Genomic DNA, 17,778 nt, shown 5'->3' with positions numbered 1-17,778 from the left:
TGTTTGATCATATCCTACCATATTCTGGCAAAACGGAGTTACGTGAGCTGCATCATGCGTTTTGCTTGAGGATACGTTCGGTTGGTCGAGCACGTGAACCGGTCGATTCCGTGCCCGGTGGATTGGCATTAACCCTGGGGCGAGATGCTGGGGCTCCTCGATGCGGCTGCCCCCGATGCGCGGCAGGGTCAACCTGGAGACAACGATCACCGCTGGCGGTGAATTTGTAGAGTACGAAAAGGTCTGTTCGAGTACAAAAAGTCCTGTTATCGAATGCACGCGGATAACTTGACTGGCGGCGTTACGGCCGAATGTGTGTCCTAGCCAACAACCACATTCTGGACTTCGGCTACCAGGGGTTGACTGACACTGTAGTGACTTTCACCACGGTGTAGATCCAGGGTGTCAGGGCGGTAGCTGACCTGCCCGCCGCATGCTCCCCTGCTATGGTCAGCGCTCACGGTAAACGACATGTACTCGTCGGCTCAGTGGCGATGAAGTCAGCTGGCGTTCCGGACTCTATGAGCTACACGCTACGACTGGCCCGTGGTGTGGTTGATCCGCGATTTGTCGTTGCGGGATGTTGCCGCAAAAGTGCTGACGCATAAACGAGACAGCGATGTCAACACAGCTTCGGTGCTTTAGGGATCCGATTTTAGGCCATGAGGTGCGAGCACCGGGGCAGGTGCTGCGCTGGCCGTCGTGGCCGATCCCCGCCGTGAGGGTAGCGGCGGTGGTGTAGCGCGGCGGGTGACCTGACCTGGCTAGGCTAGGTCTTGACCAAGGTTCGCTCACCCACGCTGCTAGGTTGTGAGCTGATATGGTGAAGTCTGAATCGTCGGGCGGGGTCGGTGATACCTGGCACGCACGAAATCGTCGTGGTTTCCCAGCTCCACCCACCTCTTCGAAGAACCAGGCACCCTCGAGTGGGTCGCGGTGTTTGCCCCGCGACCGGTTCACTGATCACCTGAGCCGGGTGGCGCACCGCAAATTCCTAGAACAAACCCACGCAAAGCGTTGGCAGAGCAGCCATCAGGGCATCGTAGTGTGCTGCGGATCGAGGCGTGGGCATTCGTTGGACACGTGATGGCTGTATCAGGGAGGCTGTGCTCGTCACGGTAGAAAGTTTCCTGGATTCCTCGTAGATTAAGCCGCGCCATACCCGCCTAAGCCGGCTGACTACCGACCGGGACGACGATCTGCTGGCAGCGGTGCTGGATGAGGTAATTTACTTTGCTGGATAGTAAGCGTGAGGTGCCGGTTGATGTCAATCCGAACGGTGCAGACAGCGCCGTCGACGCTAACTTTTGATGGTTGATGCAACGACACTGCATCAGATCTGTTCTTTGCTGAAGATGTTGTCGGTCAACGATGTTCGCTTCTCGTACGCCGAGCATGGCCTGCGGTGTGTGGTGACATTGGATGTGTTGAGTGAGGGGATCATTCGTATGCAAATCGTCGAGGAGACTCTAGACCGGTTCCGGATCGAACAAGCTGTCCGGGTGCCTGGGATCAGGTTACTGTTGTCCGAGGGCCGATATGGTGCTGGTTCAGGTGGCCACTGTGGGGACCCACGCTGCCCAGGATTGTTCGGGCGTCGTATGCGATGCCGGACGTGCATTGGGGCTATGGGTTTTCGACTGGCGGTGTGGCCGTAACCGATATCGACGCCGTCGGAGTTGTCTCCCCCGGTGGGGTTGGCTTTGACATCTCTTGCTGGGTAAGGCGTTTAGTCAGTAGCCTGGATCGCCAGCGGCTGCCACCAAAGATCCGCGTGATGATTGGACCACCTCGACACCGCGCCTCGATGTCGCGATACCGTGCGGTTTGGGCACCAATGGCGTGTGGCTGTTGTCCAACTGCGCTGTGCTGGAGGATATTTTCATCGACGGCGCCAAGTTTGTGGTGCAACAGGGACACGGTGTTGCGCGTGACTTGTAGCGTTGCGAGGACGGCGACGTGCTCATGGGGACCGACGCGGCGGCGGTTAGTTAGCGAGTGATCGAACGAAGGCTTGAGCAGATTGGCTACCTGAATTCGGGCAGCTGTATCTTGGAAGTGCAGGACGTGGAAAGCGTGTTACGACACCACCACACAGATAGGTCTCCCCTCAGGCACCGCGTGCGGCATGATCCGTACCTGCTCACGCGGCTCGGGCCACCAGATCTGTACCGATAACGTACACCAGATGGCAAACTGCCTTGGACAGTTGCAGTATTCAAGTACAAGACCCTCAGTTGGCGTGCGTGTCCGTCCGCTCACCCAAAGGCCAAGTTTGTCTGCCTGGCCGCGGTGGCCAACTACGGACGCGCCAACCGTCAGCTGTTCACCGAAGCGACTCGTCGGGTGTTCGACAAGCAAACCACGACCTTGCTGGACTTGTTTTATAATGCATCGTACAGCCGAGCCAAACTGCGAAGAGCACCCCGTCGACGGCCAGATACACACCCTATGCGTGCATCGCAAGGGTGTTGCCGGCTCGCTACCGGCTGTAACATCCCGATGTGCCGGCTGAACTGGCCGTGGTCGGCTAAATCGGTGCTTATCCCCGGACCGATGGACACCGTCTCGTAAGGGCTGGCCGGTGCACCGTACAATCCCGCTTTCTTTTCACCGCACGCAGCGCCGGCAGAGTGCAAAGCCGCCACTGAATCGGCCGTAACACCAACGCCGAGGTGTTGAGCAGAAGCCTCGGGGAGGATGGCATACTCGTGCGTGGCAAGTTCCGCAGGGAAGACCCTAGGACTATAAGGGCATCGACGCTGTCATCGAAACCAGCCACCTCGCCGGGCTAGCTCGCAGGGTCGTCCGCTTTATTTCCTGGGTATGGTGAAAGGGCTGATCCCCCTGCTCGCAGGCCGATAGATCCAAAGCTGTGGCATCAAAGGGTGAAAGGAGCTGCACGGTGCAGCCCGCCACACTGGGGTTAGGGAGCGCGGAACATACTTTCCGGGCTGTGGGCATTCGTCGTGTACGTGGCTAAAAACTACTGCGCCGTTCAGTTAAAGCCATCCCGGGCCGATGCCTGGCTCCCGGGGTGCAACCGCCGTCTTCCTCGGCTTTGGTTATCTGGGCCCTGTACCTCCGCATTTTCCACCCGTAGTTTGAGCTGCTATTGACCAAAAAATCGCCGTAGGTACGTCCAAGCCGCAGCAAGTGCCAGAAACGGCACCGTCATGGGGGCTATCCCGGCCGTGACCCTCTATGGATGATCCTATGTTTTAGTGGTATCCTATGAGGTGGGAGTGGCTTGTTCATAGTCGCCCTTTTGGGCTACGGCGGTGTAGCAGTGTGCCAAGCCCGGTGAAGGTAGCATGGTCGAAGATCATAGGGGTTGGTGGCCGGTCCGGCAAAGCCGAATGCGATTCGGCTTTGCCGGACCGGTTCATCCTATTTGGCCCGCCTATGCTGGGTGTGATCGAATCCGGGCAATGCTCCATGGATATGGGCACCGCGTGATATCTCACGTGGCAGGCCAGCGGTAGGAAAAAGTTGTGGTCGGGTTGCAGGCTGGGCCTGCCGGTTAAGCCGGCCACCCGCCCGGGTGACAATTAAGACAGTATATTTTTATTGTATTCCGTCGAGCTATCCCCTGTTGGTGATCACACCATAGACGCGTGCCAGCGCACATATGGTGCACACCTCATTAGCTGCTGATCTTGCACGTATTGTGCCATAATATCTTCTTGGACAAAGCGTGCATGGTGGAAAGTACCTATCCCCGGAAGTGGCCGAGAACGAGAAGACGGCGATTTTCGGTGCCACGAAGTTCAACAGTGGGTTTGTTTTGGTGTTCTGCGGGGTGATGATCTGTGCTGTGTGGGTCGGCGCGTCGGCTGGTGGCCGGCCCAGATGCAGTCTGTTGGTGTTCAGTGACTGGGTCAGCTCCACTCGGATCAGCTCGCGCCTTTCCTTGCTCTTGACTGCGCGCACCAACTCGAAAATCAACCATCCTTAGGTCAAGGCATGGTAGGGTTGTCTTATCCAGCGGCCGTTCTGGCGTCGCTGCCGCCAGTTCAGCCTTTCATAAGGTGGTGGTACATCAAGTTGGTGGTATTTCCCCCGCCCAAGTGGGACAGCCCGGTCCGGCGCCGTATCCTGTAGCCAATGGGTGCTGGCTGATTTGCCGTTCGCGCCGAACACGGGCCACTATTCGGCGACCGGTATATCGTAGGCAAGTACATCCTTCGGTCGACAAGCCGATGGATGACTAGGGATGCCAAGCCCTTGGTTACGGAAATCACCATCGTGCCCATGTCAGTCGACCACGGCATGCTGCCACGACTATTGGCCCATCTGGTCCACCCGTCAACAACCGGTGTGCCGTCCAGGTATAACGACAGCTCGCTACCGTTGAGTTGACGTTCCGGAAACAAGCTGGCGAAACTGCGGATAGAGCAAGCGAATCGCCGTCAGTCGCCCTGTGGACACCGCCAGGCAGCCAATTATCGTAGTGGCAAGCAGCCTGTGCTTGTTACCTTGTTATGGAGTTCAGAATTGAAATTGACTATTAAGCAAGGCAGACGAGTGCCGGACGGCCTGGGCGTCGGCGTTCGTAAGTGTCCCTTCTCGAAGGGGTTAGAAGTCACTATCGCACACAGCCACAGCCCGAGCATGATCGCGTCGTTTGGGTGCGTAGACGACTTACAAGCGATGCCAGCGCACAACAGCGCCATATAGAGTGACAACATTCGTTGAACCACAACGCAATCACATCGGTAAGCTTGATCGGTGATCCACGATATGATGATGCTGGCCGCGCTTAACAGTGTCGGTACCGGTCCGCATCGGGGCCGGTACCGACACTGTGACGCTGGTCGAGCAACTTGACTATGTTGGAATCGGTGTCGTTGTGATCCTATGCTGATTTCCTCAGCAGCGTCTTTTAGGACTTCAGCTCGGTTTAGTGGTGCACCATCAGCACCGAACACAAGTCAACAACTGATATGGTTGCGGCGGTACAAGGTCGCATTGGCGAAGCGATTTGGCCGCTACCGATGCAGCCCAATTGAACGGGTTCTGTCCTGGCCCTGAGTACCAAGATCGGGGTGAGGTACAGGTTTGTATTCGAGGAACTTGTTTTTAATGCTGAAGTCGCTATCAAGTGAACTATTCAGTGCTGATAGCAGTCCATTCGCCATCTGCTGTCTTTGTTGCCGTCGGTCCTGGCACGTCGCCTGCGCGCCTTAATTCGAGTGACCCCACGCATAGCATCTCTGCCGCAGACGATTCGTTAATTGACGCTAGCCACGGTAGCGCTCCGACAATGTCGGTTTCGATCTTGACTGGCTTGTCCGCCGCGGCGGCTACAGGCGTCACCGCGGCGGTGGTTCAGCCTTGCGATCTGCAGCCTGAAATGCTCGCTCGAGTGGATAGCCGCGATGTCGGCGGCTGCTACATCTAAGGAAAAACCACATCTCGGGTGATTGCTTCGTCAGCAGCCCAATAGGATGTGGTGTTAACCACGTTTGAGCCATCGATGCCGCAGCTAACCTACAGCGCATACGTTAGGGTGGGTCATGTCCGTCTTTCCGTGGCCGCAGATATCAGCGAATAAATTTTCGCGGGCGTTGAGCTCACCGGCTAAAATGCTGTGCGGGGATGTGGAAAGCTTCGCTGATTGGCTGATGCCGATGCTGCGGCCAGATGATAAACTGAGTATGTCCGGGCACATTAGCGTGTCTCGCGATGGTGTACCCCATCCGGCTCGTGGAAAAGATACGTGGTTTGGGGAATGTTGCCTGGGGCCTAGGAACATGCCGCACCGTCCAGGGTAGCGTCGTGATCAGCGATCGTTCGTAGCGCGATCGAGCTCAAAGATCAACCCCCATCGTGTACTCTCAGCCGAGACAGCGACGGATCTTTGGTCATCTAAGGTGGTTACTGTTATACCCTTTCCGCTGACGGGTCGAACGCATGAACAATGGAATTCCCGAAGATAAGGATGAATCGCCTGGAGGTAAAGGGCGGTGACTGGTTGGTGATCAAGGGCACCACAATCGATCAACCAGACCACCGGGGACTGATTACCGGCGGTTCACTTCCCAGATGGGTATTACCGTATGTCTCGTATGTCTAGCCACCGACCATGAGGGGATCGTTGTTCCTAGCGTCGACGCGGTCGTCGTCACGGTTGCGGAGCAGAAGGACACCGACGAGCGTGCCCAACATCGGTTTCGATGCTGTGCAGCCAGCCCTCTCCCACGATAAGAGCAAGTAGGCGTTTTCGGAGCCGATGAAATCGGTGTGGCTGGTGCCGGTCCGGTGCCGCGATCGGGTACTCCCTCGCTGCAACGTCAGACGGATTGAGGCAACGGTCGCGCGCCAGCAGCTAGGTGGGTTATGACGGCCTCTACATGCCGGCCACGCTAGTCCGGGCTGTTGCTTATGCGCTGGAGTCCTCAATTTTACTCATTAAACGTATTCAGGATTTTGTTGAGGTGTGGGTTCGGCGAATCCAACCTGGACTACATCGTTCGGGTCTAGATCATCTATCAGTAGCGGCGCAGCGAGTTGCGCATGGCAAAAGCCCTGTTCGGGGTGTGTGACGAGCTGAAACTGGGCCTGTATGCAGTGGTGGTACCGTAGAAACGATTATCTCCTGTGCGACGAGCACGTTAGGTCGACCGAGTCGATTGGTAGAGATAATGGACTAAGTGGCGTCCTTCGCCACGGGTGCCAAGGATGGGGACCAGAGTGTCACCTCGGTGTGGTGGGCAGAGCGCTTCTCGGCGCTGCTGCGCGATCTTGAATTTCTGCCGAACTCGCCCATGCTGATGAACGCGGGCACCAACATCGGCCTGCTCTCTGTATGTTTGGCTCTGCCTGTGGAAAATTAGCTGCACTCGATCTTCATGATTCTTGGACATGCTGTCGGGATCCAACGCACTTGCGGGGGCGTTGGTTACACTTTTGTTTACCTGTGACCCGTCGAGGATCGAGTGTCCCACTACAGCCGGCACCGCGAGGGTGCCGAATTCTTTACCTTTAACTGTTTAACATGGCGGCATATGTGGTTTCGATCGGTGGTCGTTGCCACGGTGCATGCATGGCGGTCCTCGACGTAATCACATTCGGATATTTATTACTTCGTTACCATCAAAATGTAAAGACACAGTGAGCTTTCTTTTTCAACCTGTCGGTCAGAGTCACCGACGCGTTCCTGCGCTCCGTCGAATGCAACGGCACACATTGCCTGGTCAACTCCTGAACCGGTAAGGTTTAGCGCGTCTACCTGCTGTCGAGCTGTTCGGTGTCATCTTCCTTACGCACAGGTTCGGCCATATGCGAGATACGTATGCCGGCCGGCATTTAACTGGTCACGGTCAGGTAGATCAGCACCACGTTAAGCAGACTAACCAATATCGCGACGGCCCAGCCGAGAACAGTTGTGGCGGGATGGTTGGTATCGTTACCCATCAGTCCGCGGTTGTTGGTCAGTTTGACCAGTGGAAGCACCGCGAACGGTATACCGAAGGACAGTACTATCTGGGATAGCACCAATGCGCGAGTGGGGTCGAAACCGAGCGCCAGGATCGCGATCGCGGGGCACAATGTGATCAAGCGCCGTATCAGCATGGGAATGGACCGCTGTAGCAATCCTTGCATGATCAAGGCACCGGCATAGGCGCCCACCGATGCGGATGCCAAACTGGAGGCGAGTAACCCGATCGCAAACAGCATCGCGATCGTCGCTCCCAAGGTGTCCTGTATGGCGGTGTAAGTGCCCTCGATGTAAGCGGTTACCTGATGATGCTGCAGGTTGATCGCGGCCACTAGTAGCATCGCCGTATTCACGATTCCGGCGATCGTCATCGCCAGGATGACGTCCAAGCGGGTGACGCGGAGTAGTCGACGCCGGCTACGGCCCGCGTGGGGGTGTCCGTGCCGGTCCAGGGCAAGACCGGAATGCAGGTACACCGCGTGCGGCATCACGGTGGCGCCTATGATAGCGGCGGCCAGCAGTACGCTTTCGGTTCCCTGGAAGCGCGGCAGTAGGCCGTTTACCATGTCTTCGGGTGAGGGCGTCGCGACGAAGAAACTGGACGTGAAGCCGACGACAATGACAAACAGCAGTCCAGTGATGACGCGCTCGAACAAGAGTTGGCCTCGACGGTCCTTCACCATCAGTAGCAGCAACGACACCGTCCCAGTGATCACCCCGCCGAGCAGCAATGATACTCTAAACAAGATGTGGAAGGCGATGGCCCCGCCTACGATTTCAGCAACATCGGTTGCCATCGCTACCAGTTCGGCCTGCAACCAAAAGCCCAGTCGGAACGGATGACTCATTTGCTTGCTGATTGCCTGGGGAAGTGACTGTCCGGTCACTAGCCCAAGCTTCGCTGACAGGTACTGCACCAGGCCGGCCAGCACATTGGCCACGACGACCACCCACAGTTGCAGATAGCCGAATTGTGCGCCGGAGCTGACGTTGGCTGCCACATTTCCGGGATCGACGTAGGCGATCGCGGCGACGAAAGCTGGTCCGAGCAAATACCAGCTCGTTTTAAGCTCGGCCTGGGTGCTCTCTGCCAACGCTTTACCCCTCGATCCATTACCCTCCGATAGGCAAGTGAGGTTAACGAACAATTCTTGCTATGGTGAGGGCCGGGTTAGCGGTAGTCGGGATTGGCCCTGGGCACCTACCGAGGGTCTGTCTGGACAGGTTGGTCACCACGTTGCCCGGGGGAGGTAGCTCCCCCAATCGGTGCTTAGCGGCAGGTCCAGGGATCGTCCACGATACTTCGGCGGGGTGGCCACCACCGCAGGGGTCGCGTTGAAGGCCCGCGTCGCGGTGGTCACCAGTCCGGTGCGGTTGTGATAGCCCTGGGCCCTGGCTGCGCAGGCAGATGTTCATTGCGTAGGATGGTCTTATAGGCGGCTTCGATGCGGTATGAACCGTCAAGCTGAGCGGGTTCCAGTCAATCGGGATACAGGTCTTCGCGTATAACTGGGTGGCGTGTTCTTAAGACTCACCGTTGACCATCTTTAGCACTTCGAATCGTACTGTTGTAGCGTTGTCCTGGGGAATGTGGCTTGACGCGATGTCGATGGCTTCGGGTGCCGTTTCCCGGACGTGCTTTTCGGTGAGTTCGTCGAACGAAATAATGCTGGCCCGCAGCACGTTGTCGGGCTACCGATCCCCATACCAAGCCCAGTGCACTAGGTTCCAACATTATCGGGATCTCGTCGAGTGGCTTACCAAACCCCATCACGTCGAACATGACGATGGTGCTGTCGTAGGTGGCGTAGTCCCCCATAGTCTATGGTCTTCATACAACGCACCTGCTGCTGGATGCTCTGGTTCTGGTAGGTGCCGGGCAATGCCAGCGGCAACAGGTCGTTTGCGAAGCCCGGATCGATACCGTGTGACGTACAGGCTCGGATTACCTTGTTATGTGCACGCAATGTCTTCTAAGGATCCGATGAGATCGGGGATTACTTGCCACGGATACTGCAGGAAGACAAGGATCGCTGCCGACAATGTTGACTCTTGCGGCCAGTACACGACGATAGTCCGCCAAAGCTTCCGGGTAGCCGATTATCGGCCATAGCGCCGTAGACGGCGCATCGTGGCCCGGTGGCGGGCATCGCGTCCAGGTCAGTGCTGGCTCGCACGTTCATCGCGTCGGCAAGCTATGCCGCGTCCTTACTTGTATTGGCTTCCGATGACACCTAGACGTCGGTTAGCTCGGTTTTCGCTTGGGGATAAGTGCTCTGAGCGTATGGACGCCGACGTCACCGGTGCCCAATTGGATGACGGGTATGAACATGGTTGGCTCCCTCATGGTGGGGAGGCACAGGTCCGGGATGGCTAGGTCAAGATTCGAGCAAGTGAAGTTACCATCGACTTCCAGATCATGCCAGTTAAATAGATGCTGGCAGGAGACGTCAAATACACTGTCGCAGTCGCGATGTCGCAGGGATTGCCGGGGCGGCGCATCGGTGTCACCTGCTCCATCGGGGCCCGTAGCTCGACGTTGGCGGCAACTAAATCCAATGCGGAGGTGCGGATGGACCTAGGTGCGATGGCGTTGACCCGGAATAGGTCCAGTGCCGGCTTAGTCGCGTGTATTGCGACGATGTGGCTTTGGTGGTGCCGTAGGCGGCAGAAACCACGTGTCCGTCCAATCGGACCATCGTGGAGCTGATGTTGATCACGCTGCAGCAATCGGGGTGCTCGAACATCAACGGCACCGCTGCGACGGTCAACGCGTGGGTGGTGCCGACATTGAACGTGCATGCGTTTTTCAGGTTCTTAGTTGAGATGTTCGGCATGGTCCCGTCCGACGTTGTTGACGGCAATGTCTAGTCTCTCGAACGCCTCGGCGGCCTAAACCGGCCAGGTGTGTGGTGATGTTGGGATATGCCAGGTCGCCGGCGCCGGTGTGTAGAGCGCCGGCCGGCGGACCGGACTTGTTCGGCGACAGCGTCTAGTGCGGATTGCGTTCGCGACGCGATTACGACATCGGTGTCGGTTTCGGCGAAAGCTACCACGATGGCTGCATCGAGGTCGCGGTCGTCACCGGTTATGACGGCGACTTTGTCGTCGCGACGGAAACTGCCAAGGATCATTGCGGTCCTTCTCATGCAACTGTCAGCCGACAGGGCATGTCAACCGACAGGGCAGAGAACCTCACCGTTTCGGTCAGTGGAATAGGTACTAGTTTGTCGTATGGGCGTGCCAATGCAATGCTCCGCCTTGATGACCGCCCGCCCCAGCGAAAAGTTTATCGAAATTATGTTCGAGTAGAGTGTGTGGGCCCGGGGAGTTCTGCTGTCTATCAGCAACGGCCAGTCAAAATGTTCCGCAGGTAAACCTTGTTAATGTAGCCTCATGACTCCGGATAAGACGGCTAGTTGGAGCGCCGGCTCTACTGGGGGCAGTCAGATTTACGCTACCGTGAGGAGCTAGATTGAAGCTCAACCAGTTTGGTGCCGCGATTGGGCTCCTGGCTACTGGTGCGCTGTTGTCGGGCTGCGGCAGCGACAACAACGCAGCTGTAGGAAGTGCACGGACAGGCCCATCGTCAGGCCAGGTGAGCTGCGGTGGGAAGCCGACACTGAAAGCTAGCGGGTCGACAGCCCAGGCCAACGCGATGACCCGCTTTGTTAATGCGTTCGAACGGTCATGTCCAGGACAGACGTTGAACTATACGGCTAATGGTTCCGGTGCGGGGGTTAGCGAATTCAACGGTAATCAAACAGATTTCGGTGGCTCAGACTCACCGTTGAGTAGGAAGGAGTATGCCGCAGCAGAGCAACGTTGTGGCTCGCAGGCGTGGAATTTACCGGTGGTCTTCGGCCCCATCGCGATCACTTACAACGTGAACGGCCTGAGTTCACTGAACCTGGACGGTCCGACAACCGCGAAGATCTTCAATGGTTCCATCGCCAGTTGGAACGATCCCGCGATCCAAGCGCTGAACACTGGCGTCGCCCTTCCGGCTGAGCCGATTCATGTCGTGTTCCGCAACGACGAGTCCGGTACCACGGATAATTTCCAGAGGTACCTTGACGTCGCATCAAACGGTGAGTGGGGCAAAGGTATCGGCAAGACCTTTAAAGGCGGTGTTGGTGAGGGTGCCAAGGGCAATGACGGTACGTCGGCGGCCGTCAAGTCCACTGAAGGGTCGATCACCTACAACGAATGGTCGTTCGCTTCGGCGCGGAAGCTGAACACGGCCAAGATCGCCACGTCGGCCGATCCAGAACCCATTGCGATCAGCGTCGACTCGGTCGGCAAGACAATTTCTGGGGCTACGATCATTGGAGAGGGTAACGATTTAGTGCTTGACACGGTCTCGTTTTACAAGCCGGCTCAGCCCGGCTCCTACCCAATCGTGCTGGCGACCTACGAGATTGTCTGCTCGAAGTATCCCGATGCCCAGGTCGGTAGGGCTGTGAAGGCATTCCTGCAGAGCACCATCGGTGGAGGCCAGAATGGCCTAGGGGACAACGGATATGTACCTATTCCGGATTCTTTCAAATCCAGATTGTCGACTGCGGCTAATGCCATCGCTTGATATGACATCGTCACGGCGACAAATTCGTTAGTACCTGCGACTGTGATAAAGCCCACGCCAGCAGCAGTCGGTTCATATGTAACCCGGCGGTGCGATCGGCTGTTCAAATCGGCCGCTGCCGCGGCTGGTTCGACGGTCGTCGCCGCGATCCTGCTGATCGCGATATTCCTGTTGCTTCGTGCTGTGCCCTCGTTGCGCGCGAACCATGCAAATTTTTTCACCAGCGCAAAATTCGACACCACCGGTGATAAGAATCTCGCGTTTGGTATCCGCGACCTTTTCATGGTGACGGTGCTGAGTTCGATATGTGCCCTGGTGTTGGCTGTGCCGGTGGCTATCGGAATCGCGGTATTCCTTACCCAATATGTTCCGGCACGGCTGTCGCGTCTGTTCAGTGCGATGGTTGATCTGCTGGCTGCGGTGCCATCGATTATCTTCGGGTTGTGGGGGGTATTCGTGTTGGCGCCGAAGCTTCAGCCGATAGCGGTGTTTCTCAACCACAACCTGGGATGGCTGTTTCTGTTCAAACAGGGCAATGTGTCGTTGGCTGGCGGCGGCACCATTTTCACCAGCGGCATCGTCCTAGCGGTGATGATCCTGCCAATTGTCACCTCGGTGTCGCGCGAAGTGTTTCGCCACACCCCACTCATTCAGATCGAAGCAGCTCAGGCGCTGGGCGCGACCAAGTGGGAAGTGGTACAGATGACCGTACTGCCGTTCGGCCGTAGCGGCGTTGCCGCGGCGGCAATGCTCGGTTTGGGCCGTGCTTTAGGAGAAACCCTGGCGGTTCTGATAATCCTGCGTTCGGCCGCTCGCTCGGGCAATTGGTCGCTTTTTGACGGTGGTTACACGTTCGCTTCTAAGATTGCCTCCGCGGCATCAGAATTTAGCCAACCGCTGCCGACCGGAGCATATATCGCAGCAGGATTTGCACTGTTCTTCCTGACGTTCGTCGTCAACGCGGTCGCTCGCGCAATCTCCGGCGGAAGGGTGAACGGATAAGCTGCGGTGAGCTCTCGATGAATCTTGATACCCTCGACCGACCGGTCAAAGCGGTAGTGTTGCGCCCCATCAGCGTGCGACGCCGCATCAAAAACAACGTTGCGACAATGTTTTTCTTCACCTCGTTTCTCATTGCGCTGGTTCCGCTAGTTTGGCTGTTGTCAGTCGTGGTCGCGCGAGGTTTCTACGCTGTAACTCGGTTCGACTGGTGGACCCACTCGCTACGCGGTGTGATGCCAGAAGAGTTTGCCGGCGGAGTATACCACGCGCTGTATGGGTCGTTGGTGCAGGCTGTGGTGGCCGCCATCATGGCCGTGCCGCTGGGATCGATGACAGCCGTATATCTGGTGGAATACGGTTCTGGCCCGTTCGTACGGGTGACCACGTTCATGGTTGACGTGCTCGCCGGAGTGCCCTCGATCGTAGCGGCGTTGTTTATCTTCTGCCTGTGGATCGCCACCCTGGGATTCCAACAATCTGCCTTCGCTGTGTCGTTGGCGTTGGTTTTGTTGATGTTGCCAGTGGTGGTGCGGTCTACCGAGGAAATACTGAGGTTGGTTCCTGACGAACTGCGAGAAGCCTGCTACGCGTTGGGTATTCCGAAATGGAAGACAATTGTGCGCATTGTCTTTCCAATCGCGACGCCGGGCATCATCTCCGGTGTCTTGTTGTCCATTGCGCGCGTCATCGGCGAAACTGCGCCGGTGCTCGTCCTGGTTGGGTACAGCCGTTCCATCAACTTCGACATTTTTGACGGCAACATGGCCTCGTTGCCGCTGCTGATCTACACCGAACTGACCAATCCCGAATACGCGGGTTTTCTGCGGGTTTGGGGCGCGGCACTGACTCTGATCATCTTGGTTGCCGGGATCAATCTCTTCGGCGCGGCGTTCCGCTTCCTGGCTACCCGGCGGTGCAGCGGGTGCCGGTGACACCGGGCGCGTTAGGTCTCCTGGTCTCCTCGCTCGGCAACCGTGCTGATGCGATCCCGAAAGCCACCATATAAGCGAAGTCCTTGCTGGTGATCAGGATGATTTCGCCGTAATTATGGATGGACACGATACGCGTCTGGGTAGACCGCCCCGCTGTATCGTCCTCAAGACTTCAGGAATTCAGAGCTGCAGGTCAGGATTTTGACGCCGCCTTCGAACCGATTTTCTCGGCAGCAGTTTTCTGCGCCGGGGATTTCAGGTGACCGGAGCACTCCTTCATGCTGGCCTCCAGTTTTGTGGGCAGGTCAGCCACATCCTCGGTATCGTCAAATTTTCCGGCTGTTACTCAGCGGTAAATACTTATTTATATTCAATTTTCGCTTCAATTAGTTACTGAATCTGTGCCTGGTAGGTGTCGCGGTAGCGCATTTAGTCTGGCTACAACAAGGTGTGCACCACTATAACTTCGCGCTTGCCGAAGTCCCTGACGCGCAGCGTCGCCGATCTATTCTTGTTATGCAGCGCGAAATTCACGATTGCCATCTGGTTGGTTTCGGCGAATGTCTTAGCTAGCAGCACCTATGATTTCCACGGCTTCGAATCCTGTTACAAGAAGTAGTGGCGGTCGAACACTATGGTGTCGACGTGGCGGACCGGGACGAACTCCAGGACCTTGATCTCGCGGCTGCCCTCCTAGGGCAGTGTGGCGATGTCGTAATCGGTGATCACCACCAATTGGCCTTCGTCGAATTCGTGGGCCTGGGTGAGATCACAGTATTCGACGACTTATCCACATTACATCGCATACTCGTTTGTATCGGATCCTCCCATTAGCGTTGGCGTGCACCTCGTGGAACTTGATATCGTGGTCCTGGATTAGCTTGTACGCTTTGACCCGGATGTTTACCCGCCACAGAAGCAATCGAACCCTTCCAGATGAAGTGCATACAGTCAGTATGTCCACACTCTAGGTCGCACAACAGCACGCCAGGCGGCAAAGTACGATATAGTGCGTTTTGTCGGTGGGTAATCCACTAATCCCTAGATACTACATATGAGTTGCTGTTGGGTAAAACATATTGGGGATAGAGTGTTTTAGGTATCCATAGCCGCTCGGTCGGCTAGGTCAGTACCGGTGTAGGCGATAGTCAGCCTCGACGACAGGTCAGCTGCGTCCAGCGCGACAGACAGCGCGTCGAGCCGGATTCGCTGAAGATTGGCTCGCCGATCAGCGCTTCATAAGCCATATCCCCATAACCCGTCGAGCAGTCTGACCATGAACTCATCACTGGTGCAGACGGTGTCCACGACCCGGAAGTTCCTGATGTCCACCCGGGCCTTGCCGGCCAGGCATAACGCCAACGCGCCTTGCTCGCCGCAACGATCGCCGGTCCAGATGTCAACCAGGTCAGGGCGGTTCATTCCAGTGCGTGGTTGGGATCGATCTAGCGTAGGTTTTCGTCGATGACTTTGACGATATCGTTGCACTCAACGAGATATGTTCGATACGCTCGCGGTCCAGATCCTGGTCCACGATTAGTGACGGACGTACATTGGAGTCGAAACTGACTGTGGTGCCGGCACTCGGTAGGCATCGAGCAGAGTCGTGACCGCCAAGCAGCCCGGCTCGCGCACGGCGGCGATACATACCGGTGTGTACAAACAGTGGCGGCAAGACCGGAGGCGTCCCGGAGTGAGCTTCCCATGGTCAGGTCGAACGTCTAGGTAGCTGACTCGTCATAGGCAATTGTGGCCATTGCGGTTAGCGTCCTAGTGACGCTGGACTGGCTGTAGCGTGCCAGCGTGACCCACCGGTCGGGAATCACGACCTATCCGGTTAATCGACAGTCCCACCGGGCTAGCTTGGATCGCACAGCAGGCCGCGCTGGAGGTACATGTGCCGCAGTAGCTGTTCGTCGGAGATCCTGGCAGGCTACAACTTAGCCTGGTGGCACGATTGGTGTTCGACCTGGATCCGGTGACGGTATGACAATGCCTTAGCTGGCCGAAAGTGACTGCGCAATCTGGGATCTGATCTCCGATATCGGGCTGACTATTTTCCCGCTGACCAGCGATCGCAAAGGGGTTGCACCTCATACACGCCACTTGACCATCAAGTGAGTAGTCGAGGAGCTGTGTTGTTTGCTAAAAACATTTCTCAGCAACTGGAAAACGTCATTCCTACCTTGGTGACGTCGATCATGACACGAAGGTTGTTGATGGAGAAGGTTTTTGTGGACTGGAGCCAAAACCGAGGTTCGAAGAGCACTATTGTGCCTTACTAGCTGTGCAACTGAGAGCCCTCGAAGGTGATGGCGTTACGCAGCTGGGAATAACTTGACGATCCCGCACTATGAAAGCTGTCTCTAAGACAAGGTACTTTGCCGAATCGCTCCTTACGGTGAACTGTTGGCGAGGATGGACGCCCCGGAGCCCTGAGCTACCAGCTCGGATCGGTTGACGAAATACCATAGCATGTGTGACACATCGAAGATTCCTGATCCGATAATTTCAACAAAACCAGCGAAAAAAAATAATTGGTAAAGGCAATACGTTTGTCATCCAGGAGCATAACGGACTATAGTCGTACTAAGACTTCCGGCTGGAGCGAGATGGCGTATTGGTGTCGTGTGCAGTGCTGAAAAATCTGTCGCACACCACATCGGTGAACCACCTGGCGGTACACACTGAGGATCATCCTTTGGACTAAGCCATGTTCGGTAGTGAGATCACCGAAAGGTAAATATGGCACTGACCAGATAATCCTCTGGGAGAGGGAATCTACGACACCGGGAAGTTCCGCGACTTCCCTGAAAAACGTTGGAGCTCATCGTAATCTTGCACGAGATCCGGATAATCAGGATTTATGGACTGATGCTAACTAACAGTTACCGGTGTCTGGTGCACAGTAGGATGAAGGACTAAAAAGTCTTTATGTTCGACGAACGACATCGTCCCTCTGTGCTCGCTAAGCACGGTTTGGTGGTGATACTGAAGGGGGGTTAGTGGGCTTTCCAAGACAAATGAGACGGCTACCGACTCCTGATCGAAGCTGACTACTGATCGTCACTCTTGTTGTTCAGCAAAGGATGTGACGTTACCGAAGAATATTTCCATTGCGCTCACTGGTAGCCGATTTCATATAACACCATGTGGTTCTAGACGGCTAGTCCGGTGTGCCCAGTTTCAACGAGATGCACAGCCGCAACTGCGCCACCAGTATCGTGTTTTGGATGTTCGACTTGCTCTAGCTAGACGGCAGCTTGTTACTGCGAGTGCGCTATCTTGACCAGCGCAAAATATTGAAATCTTTCCTACTGCAAGCAATTCCATAGTACTTGAGCTGCTACCCGGAGATGGCACCGAGGCGCTCGAGTACTACCGCAAGTACGCTTGGAAAGCTTGCTTACCAAGCAGCGTGATTCCAACTATCAGCAGGGTCAGCGTTCTGCGTCGTGGGCTAAAGACAAACACTGGAAAACCCAGGAAGTCGTCATAGGTGGCTGGCGTGCCGGGAAAAGCGGACGTAGCTGTGGCATCGGTGCGTTGCTGATGGGTATCCCCACCGCCGGTGGGCTGCATTTTGCCGAGTGGGTTGGTGCCTGCTTCGCCGAGTGTGACCTGGCCAACCTCAAGTAGACTTTCGTCCTTTTGCGCAGCGACCAATCTCCGTTTGGTGACTTGGTTCCGACACGCGACGCTAAAGGTGTGATTTTTGTTAAGCCGGTTTTGGTCGGCGAGGTGCGCTATAGCGAATGGACCGCGGATAACCTGTTGCGCTAAACGAGTTGGTGTGGGCTGCGGGCCAGACAAAG

General features: G+C 56.4%; 16 protein-coding genes and 4 pseudogenes. 13 read left to right on the top strand and 7 right to left on the bottom strand.

Translation table 11 applies throughout. The features are described from left to right. Positions 1-311: 311 nt before the first annotated feature. From ML_RS19455 to ML_RS10740, 4 genes and pseudogenes are all read left to right on the top strand, one after another. A complete protein-coding gene (locus ML_RS19455; RefSeq protein WP_111481069.1) occupies positions 312-395 on the top strand; it encodes a CapA family protein in 84 nt (27 codons plus the stop codon). Positions 396-1,310: 915 nt separating this feature from the next. Then, positions 1,311-1,658, top strand: a complete 348-nt coding sequence (locus tag ML_RS19450; protein WP_064430407.1) for a hypothetical protein — start codon at positions 1,311-1,313, stop codon at positions 1,656-1,658. After that, positions 1,607-1,720 (top strand): annotated as a pseudogene (locus ML_RS17530) (RtcB family protein); the annotation flags it as partial. The gene ML_RS19450 and the pseudogene ML_RS17530, both read left to right, overlap by 52 nt. Positions 1,721-3,727: 2,007 nt before the next feature. After that, the gene (locus ML_RS10740) at positions 3,728-3,958 is read left to right on the top strand and encodes a hypothetical protein (protein ID WP_041323155.1); all 231 of its coding nucleotides are present in this window, start codon (positions 3,728-3,730) and stop codon (positions 3,956-3,958) included. Between the two features lie 58 nt (positions 3,959-4,016). Here the strand turns inward: ML_RS10740 and ML_RS19445 are convergent, their stop codons facing one another. Continuing rightward, positions 4,017-4,376 carry a serine hydrolase gene (locus ML_RS19445; RefSeq protein ID WP_162618281.1) on the bottom strand — a complete coding sequence of 120 codons (360 nt, stop codon included), beginning with the start codon at positions 4,374-4,376 and terminating at the stop codon, positions 4,017-4,019. 890 nt (positions 4,377-5,266) lie between these two features. On the opposite strand from ML_RS19445, the gene ML_RS10730 reads away from it, so the two are divergent. Beyond that, positions 5,267-5,404: a hypothetical protein gene (locus ML_RS10730; RefSeq protein ID WP_156511951.1), complete on the top strand. Its 138-nt coding sequence runs from the start codon at positions 5,267-5,269 to the stop codon at positions 5,402-5,404. 1,252 nt (positions 5,405-6,656) lie between these two features. Next, positions 6,657-6,839, top strand: coding sequence for a ribonucleotide reductase N-terminal alpha domain-containing protein (locus tag ML_RS10725; protein ID WP_049769853.1), 183 nt, complete (start codon positions 6,657-6,659; stop codon positions 6,837-6,839). 472 nt (positions 6,840-7,311) lie between these two features. Here the strand turns inward: ML_RS10725 and ML_RS10720 are convergent, their stop codons facing one another. From ML_RS10720 to ML_RS10710, 3 genes and pseudogenes are all read right to left on the bottom strand, one after another. Then, positions 7,312-8,538 carry an Nramp family divalent metal transporter gene (locus ML_RS10720; protein WP_041323149.1) on the bottom strand — a complete coding sequence of 409 codons (1,227 nt, stop codon included), beginning with the start codon at positions 8,536-8,538 and terminating at the stop codon, positions 7,312-7,314. A gap of 135 nt (positions 8,539-8,673) precedes the next feature. Continuing rightward, positions 8,674-9,776: pseudogene (locus tag ML_RS10715) on the bottom strand (diacylglycerol kinase). 27 nt (positions 9,777-9,803) lie between these two features. Continuing rightward, a pseudogene (locus ML_RS10710) lies at positions 9,804-10,578 on the bottom strand (SDR family oxidoreductase); the annotation flags it as partial. Between the two features lie 341 nt (positions 10,579-10,919). Between ML_RS10710 and pstS the strand changes: the two are divergent. The 3 genes from pstS to pstA are packed head-to-tail and all read left to right on the top strand — an operon-like array spanning position 10,920 to position 13,963. Then, on the top strand, positions 10,920-12,029 hold the full coding sequence (gene pstS, locus ML_RS10705; protein ID WP_010908715.1) for a phosphate ABC transporter substrate-binding protein PstS: 1,110 nt from the start codon (positions 10,920-10,922) through the stop codon (positions 12,027-12,029). A gap of 42 nt (positions 12,030-12,071) precedes the next feature. Continuing rightward, a complete protein-coding gene (gene pstC, locus ML_RS10700; protein ID WP_010908714.1) occupies positions 12,072-13,031 on the top strand; it encodes a phosphate ABC transporter permease subunit PstC in 960 nt (319 codons plus the stop codon). 17 nt (positions 13,032-13,048) lie between these two features. Beyond that, positions 13,049-13,963, top strand: coding sequence for a phosphate ABC transporter permease PstA (gene pstA / locus ML_RS10695; protein ID WP_010908713.1), 915 nt, complete (start codon positions 13,049-13,051; stop codon positions 13,961-13,963). Here the strand turns inward: pstA and ML_RS10690 are convergent. From ML_RS10690 to ML_RS10680, 3 genes and pseudogenes are all read right to left on the bottom strand, one after another. Then, positions 13,935-14,090 (bottom strand): hypothetical protein, encoded by a 156-nt coding sequence (locus ML_RS10690; RefSeq protein ID WP_156511952.1) that lies wholly within the window; start codon positions 14,088-14,090, stop codon positions 13,935-13,937. The two genes, pstA and ML_RS10690, sit on opposite strands and share 29 nt — an antisense overlap. Positions 14,091-14,156: 66 nt before the next feature. Then, positions 14,157-14,910, bottom strand: a pseudogene (locus ML_RS10685) (Ku protein). A gap of 289 nt (positions 14,911-15,199) precedes the next feature. Then, positions 15,200-15,385 (bottom strand): hypothetical protein, encoded by a 186-nt coding sequence (locus tag ML_RS10680; RefSeq protein ID WP_010908712.1) that lies wholly within the window; start codon positions 15,383-15,385, stop codon positions 15,200-15,202. 593 nt (positions 15,386-15,978) lie between these two features. On the opposite strand from ML_RS10680, the gene ligD reads away from it, so the two are divergent. From ligD to ML_RS19430, 4 genes are all read left to right on the top strand, one after another. Then, positions 15,979-16,248, top strand: a complete 270-nt coding sequence (gene ligD / locus ML_RS19440) for a non-homologous end-joining DNA ligase LigD (protein WP_368730486.1) — start codon at positions 15,979-15,981, stop codon at positions 16,246-16,248. 338 nt (positions 16,249-16,586) lie between these two features. After that, positions 16,587-16,673 (top strand): hypothetical protein, encoded by an 87-nt coding sequence (locus ML_RS19435; RefSeq protein WP_462138026.1) that lies wholly within the window; start codon positions 16,587-16,589, stop codon positions 16,671-16,673. 692 nt (positions 16,674-17,365) lie between these two features. Further along, the gene (locus tag ML_RS10670) at positions 17,366-17,602 is read left to right on the top strand and encodes a hypothetical protein (protein ID WP_145985207.1); all 237 of its coding nucleotides are present in this window, start codon (positions 17,366-17,368) and stop codon (positions 17,600-17,602) included. Between the two features lie 12 nt (positions 17,603-17,614). Continuing rightward, positions 17,615-17,746 (top strand): ATP dependent DNA ligase, encoded by a 132-nt coding sequence (locus ML_RS19430; RefSeq protein WP_368730485.1) that lies wholly within the window; start codon positions 17,615-17,617, stop codon positions 17,744-17,746. The last annotated feature ends 32 nt before the right edge of the window (positions 17,747-17,778 follow it).

The sequence above is a fragment of the Mycobacterium leprae TN genome, assembly GCF_000195855.1.
Lineage (GTDB): Bacteria > Actinomycetota > Actinomycetes > Mycobacteriales > Mycobacteriaceae > Mycobacterium > Mycobacterium leprae.
Note: the sequence above shows the minus strand (reverse complement) of the source record. Positions and strands in the feature narration are given on the sequence as shown.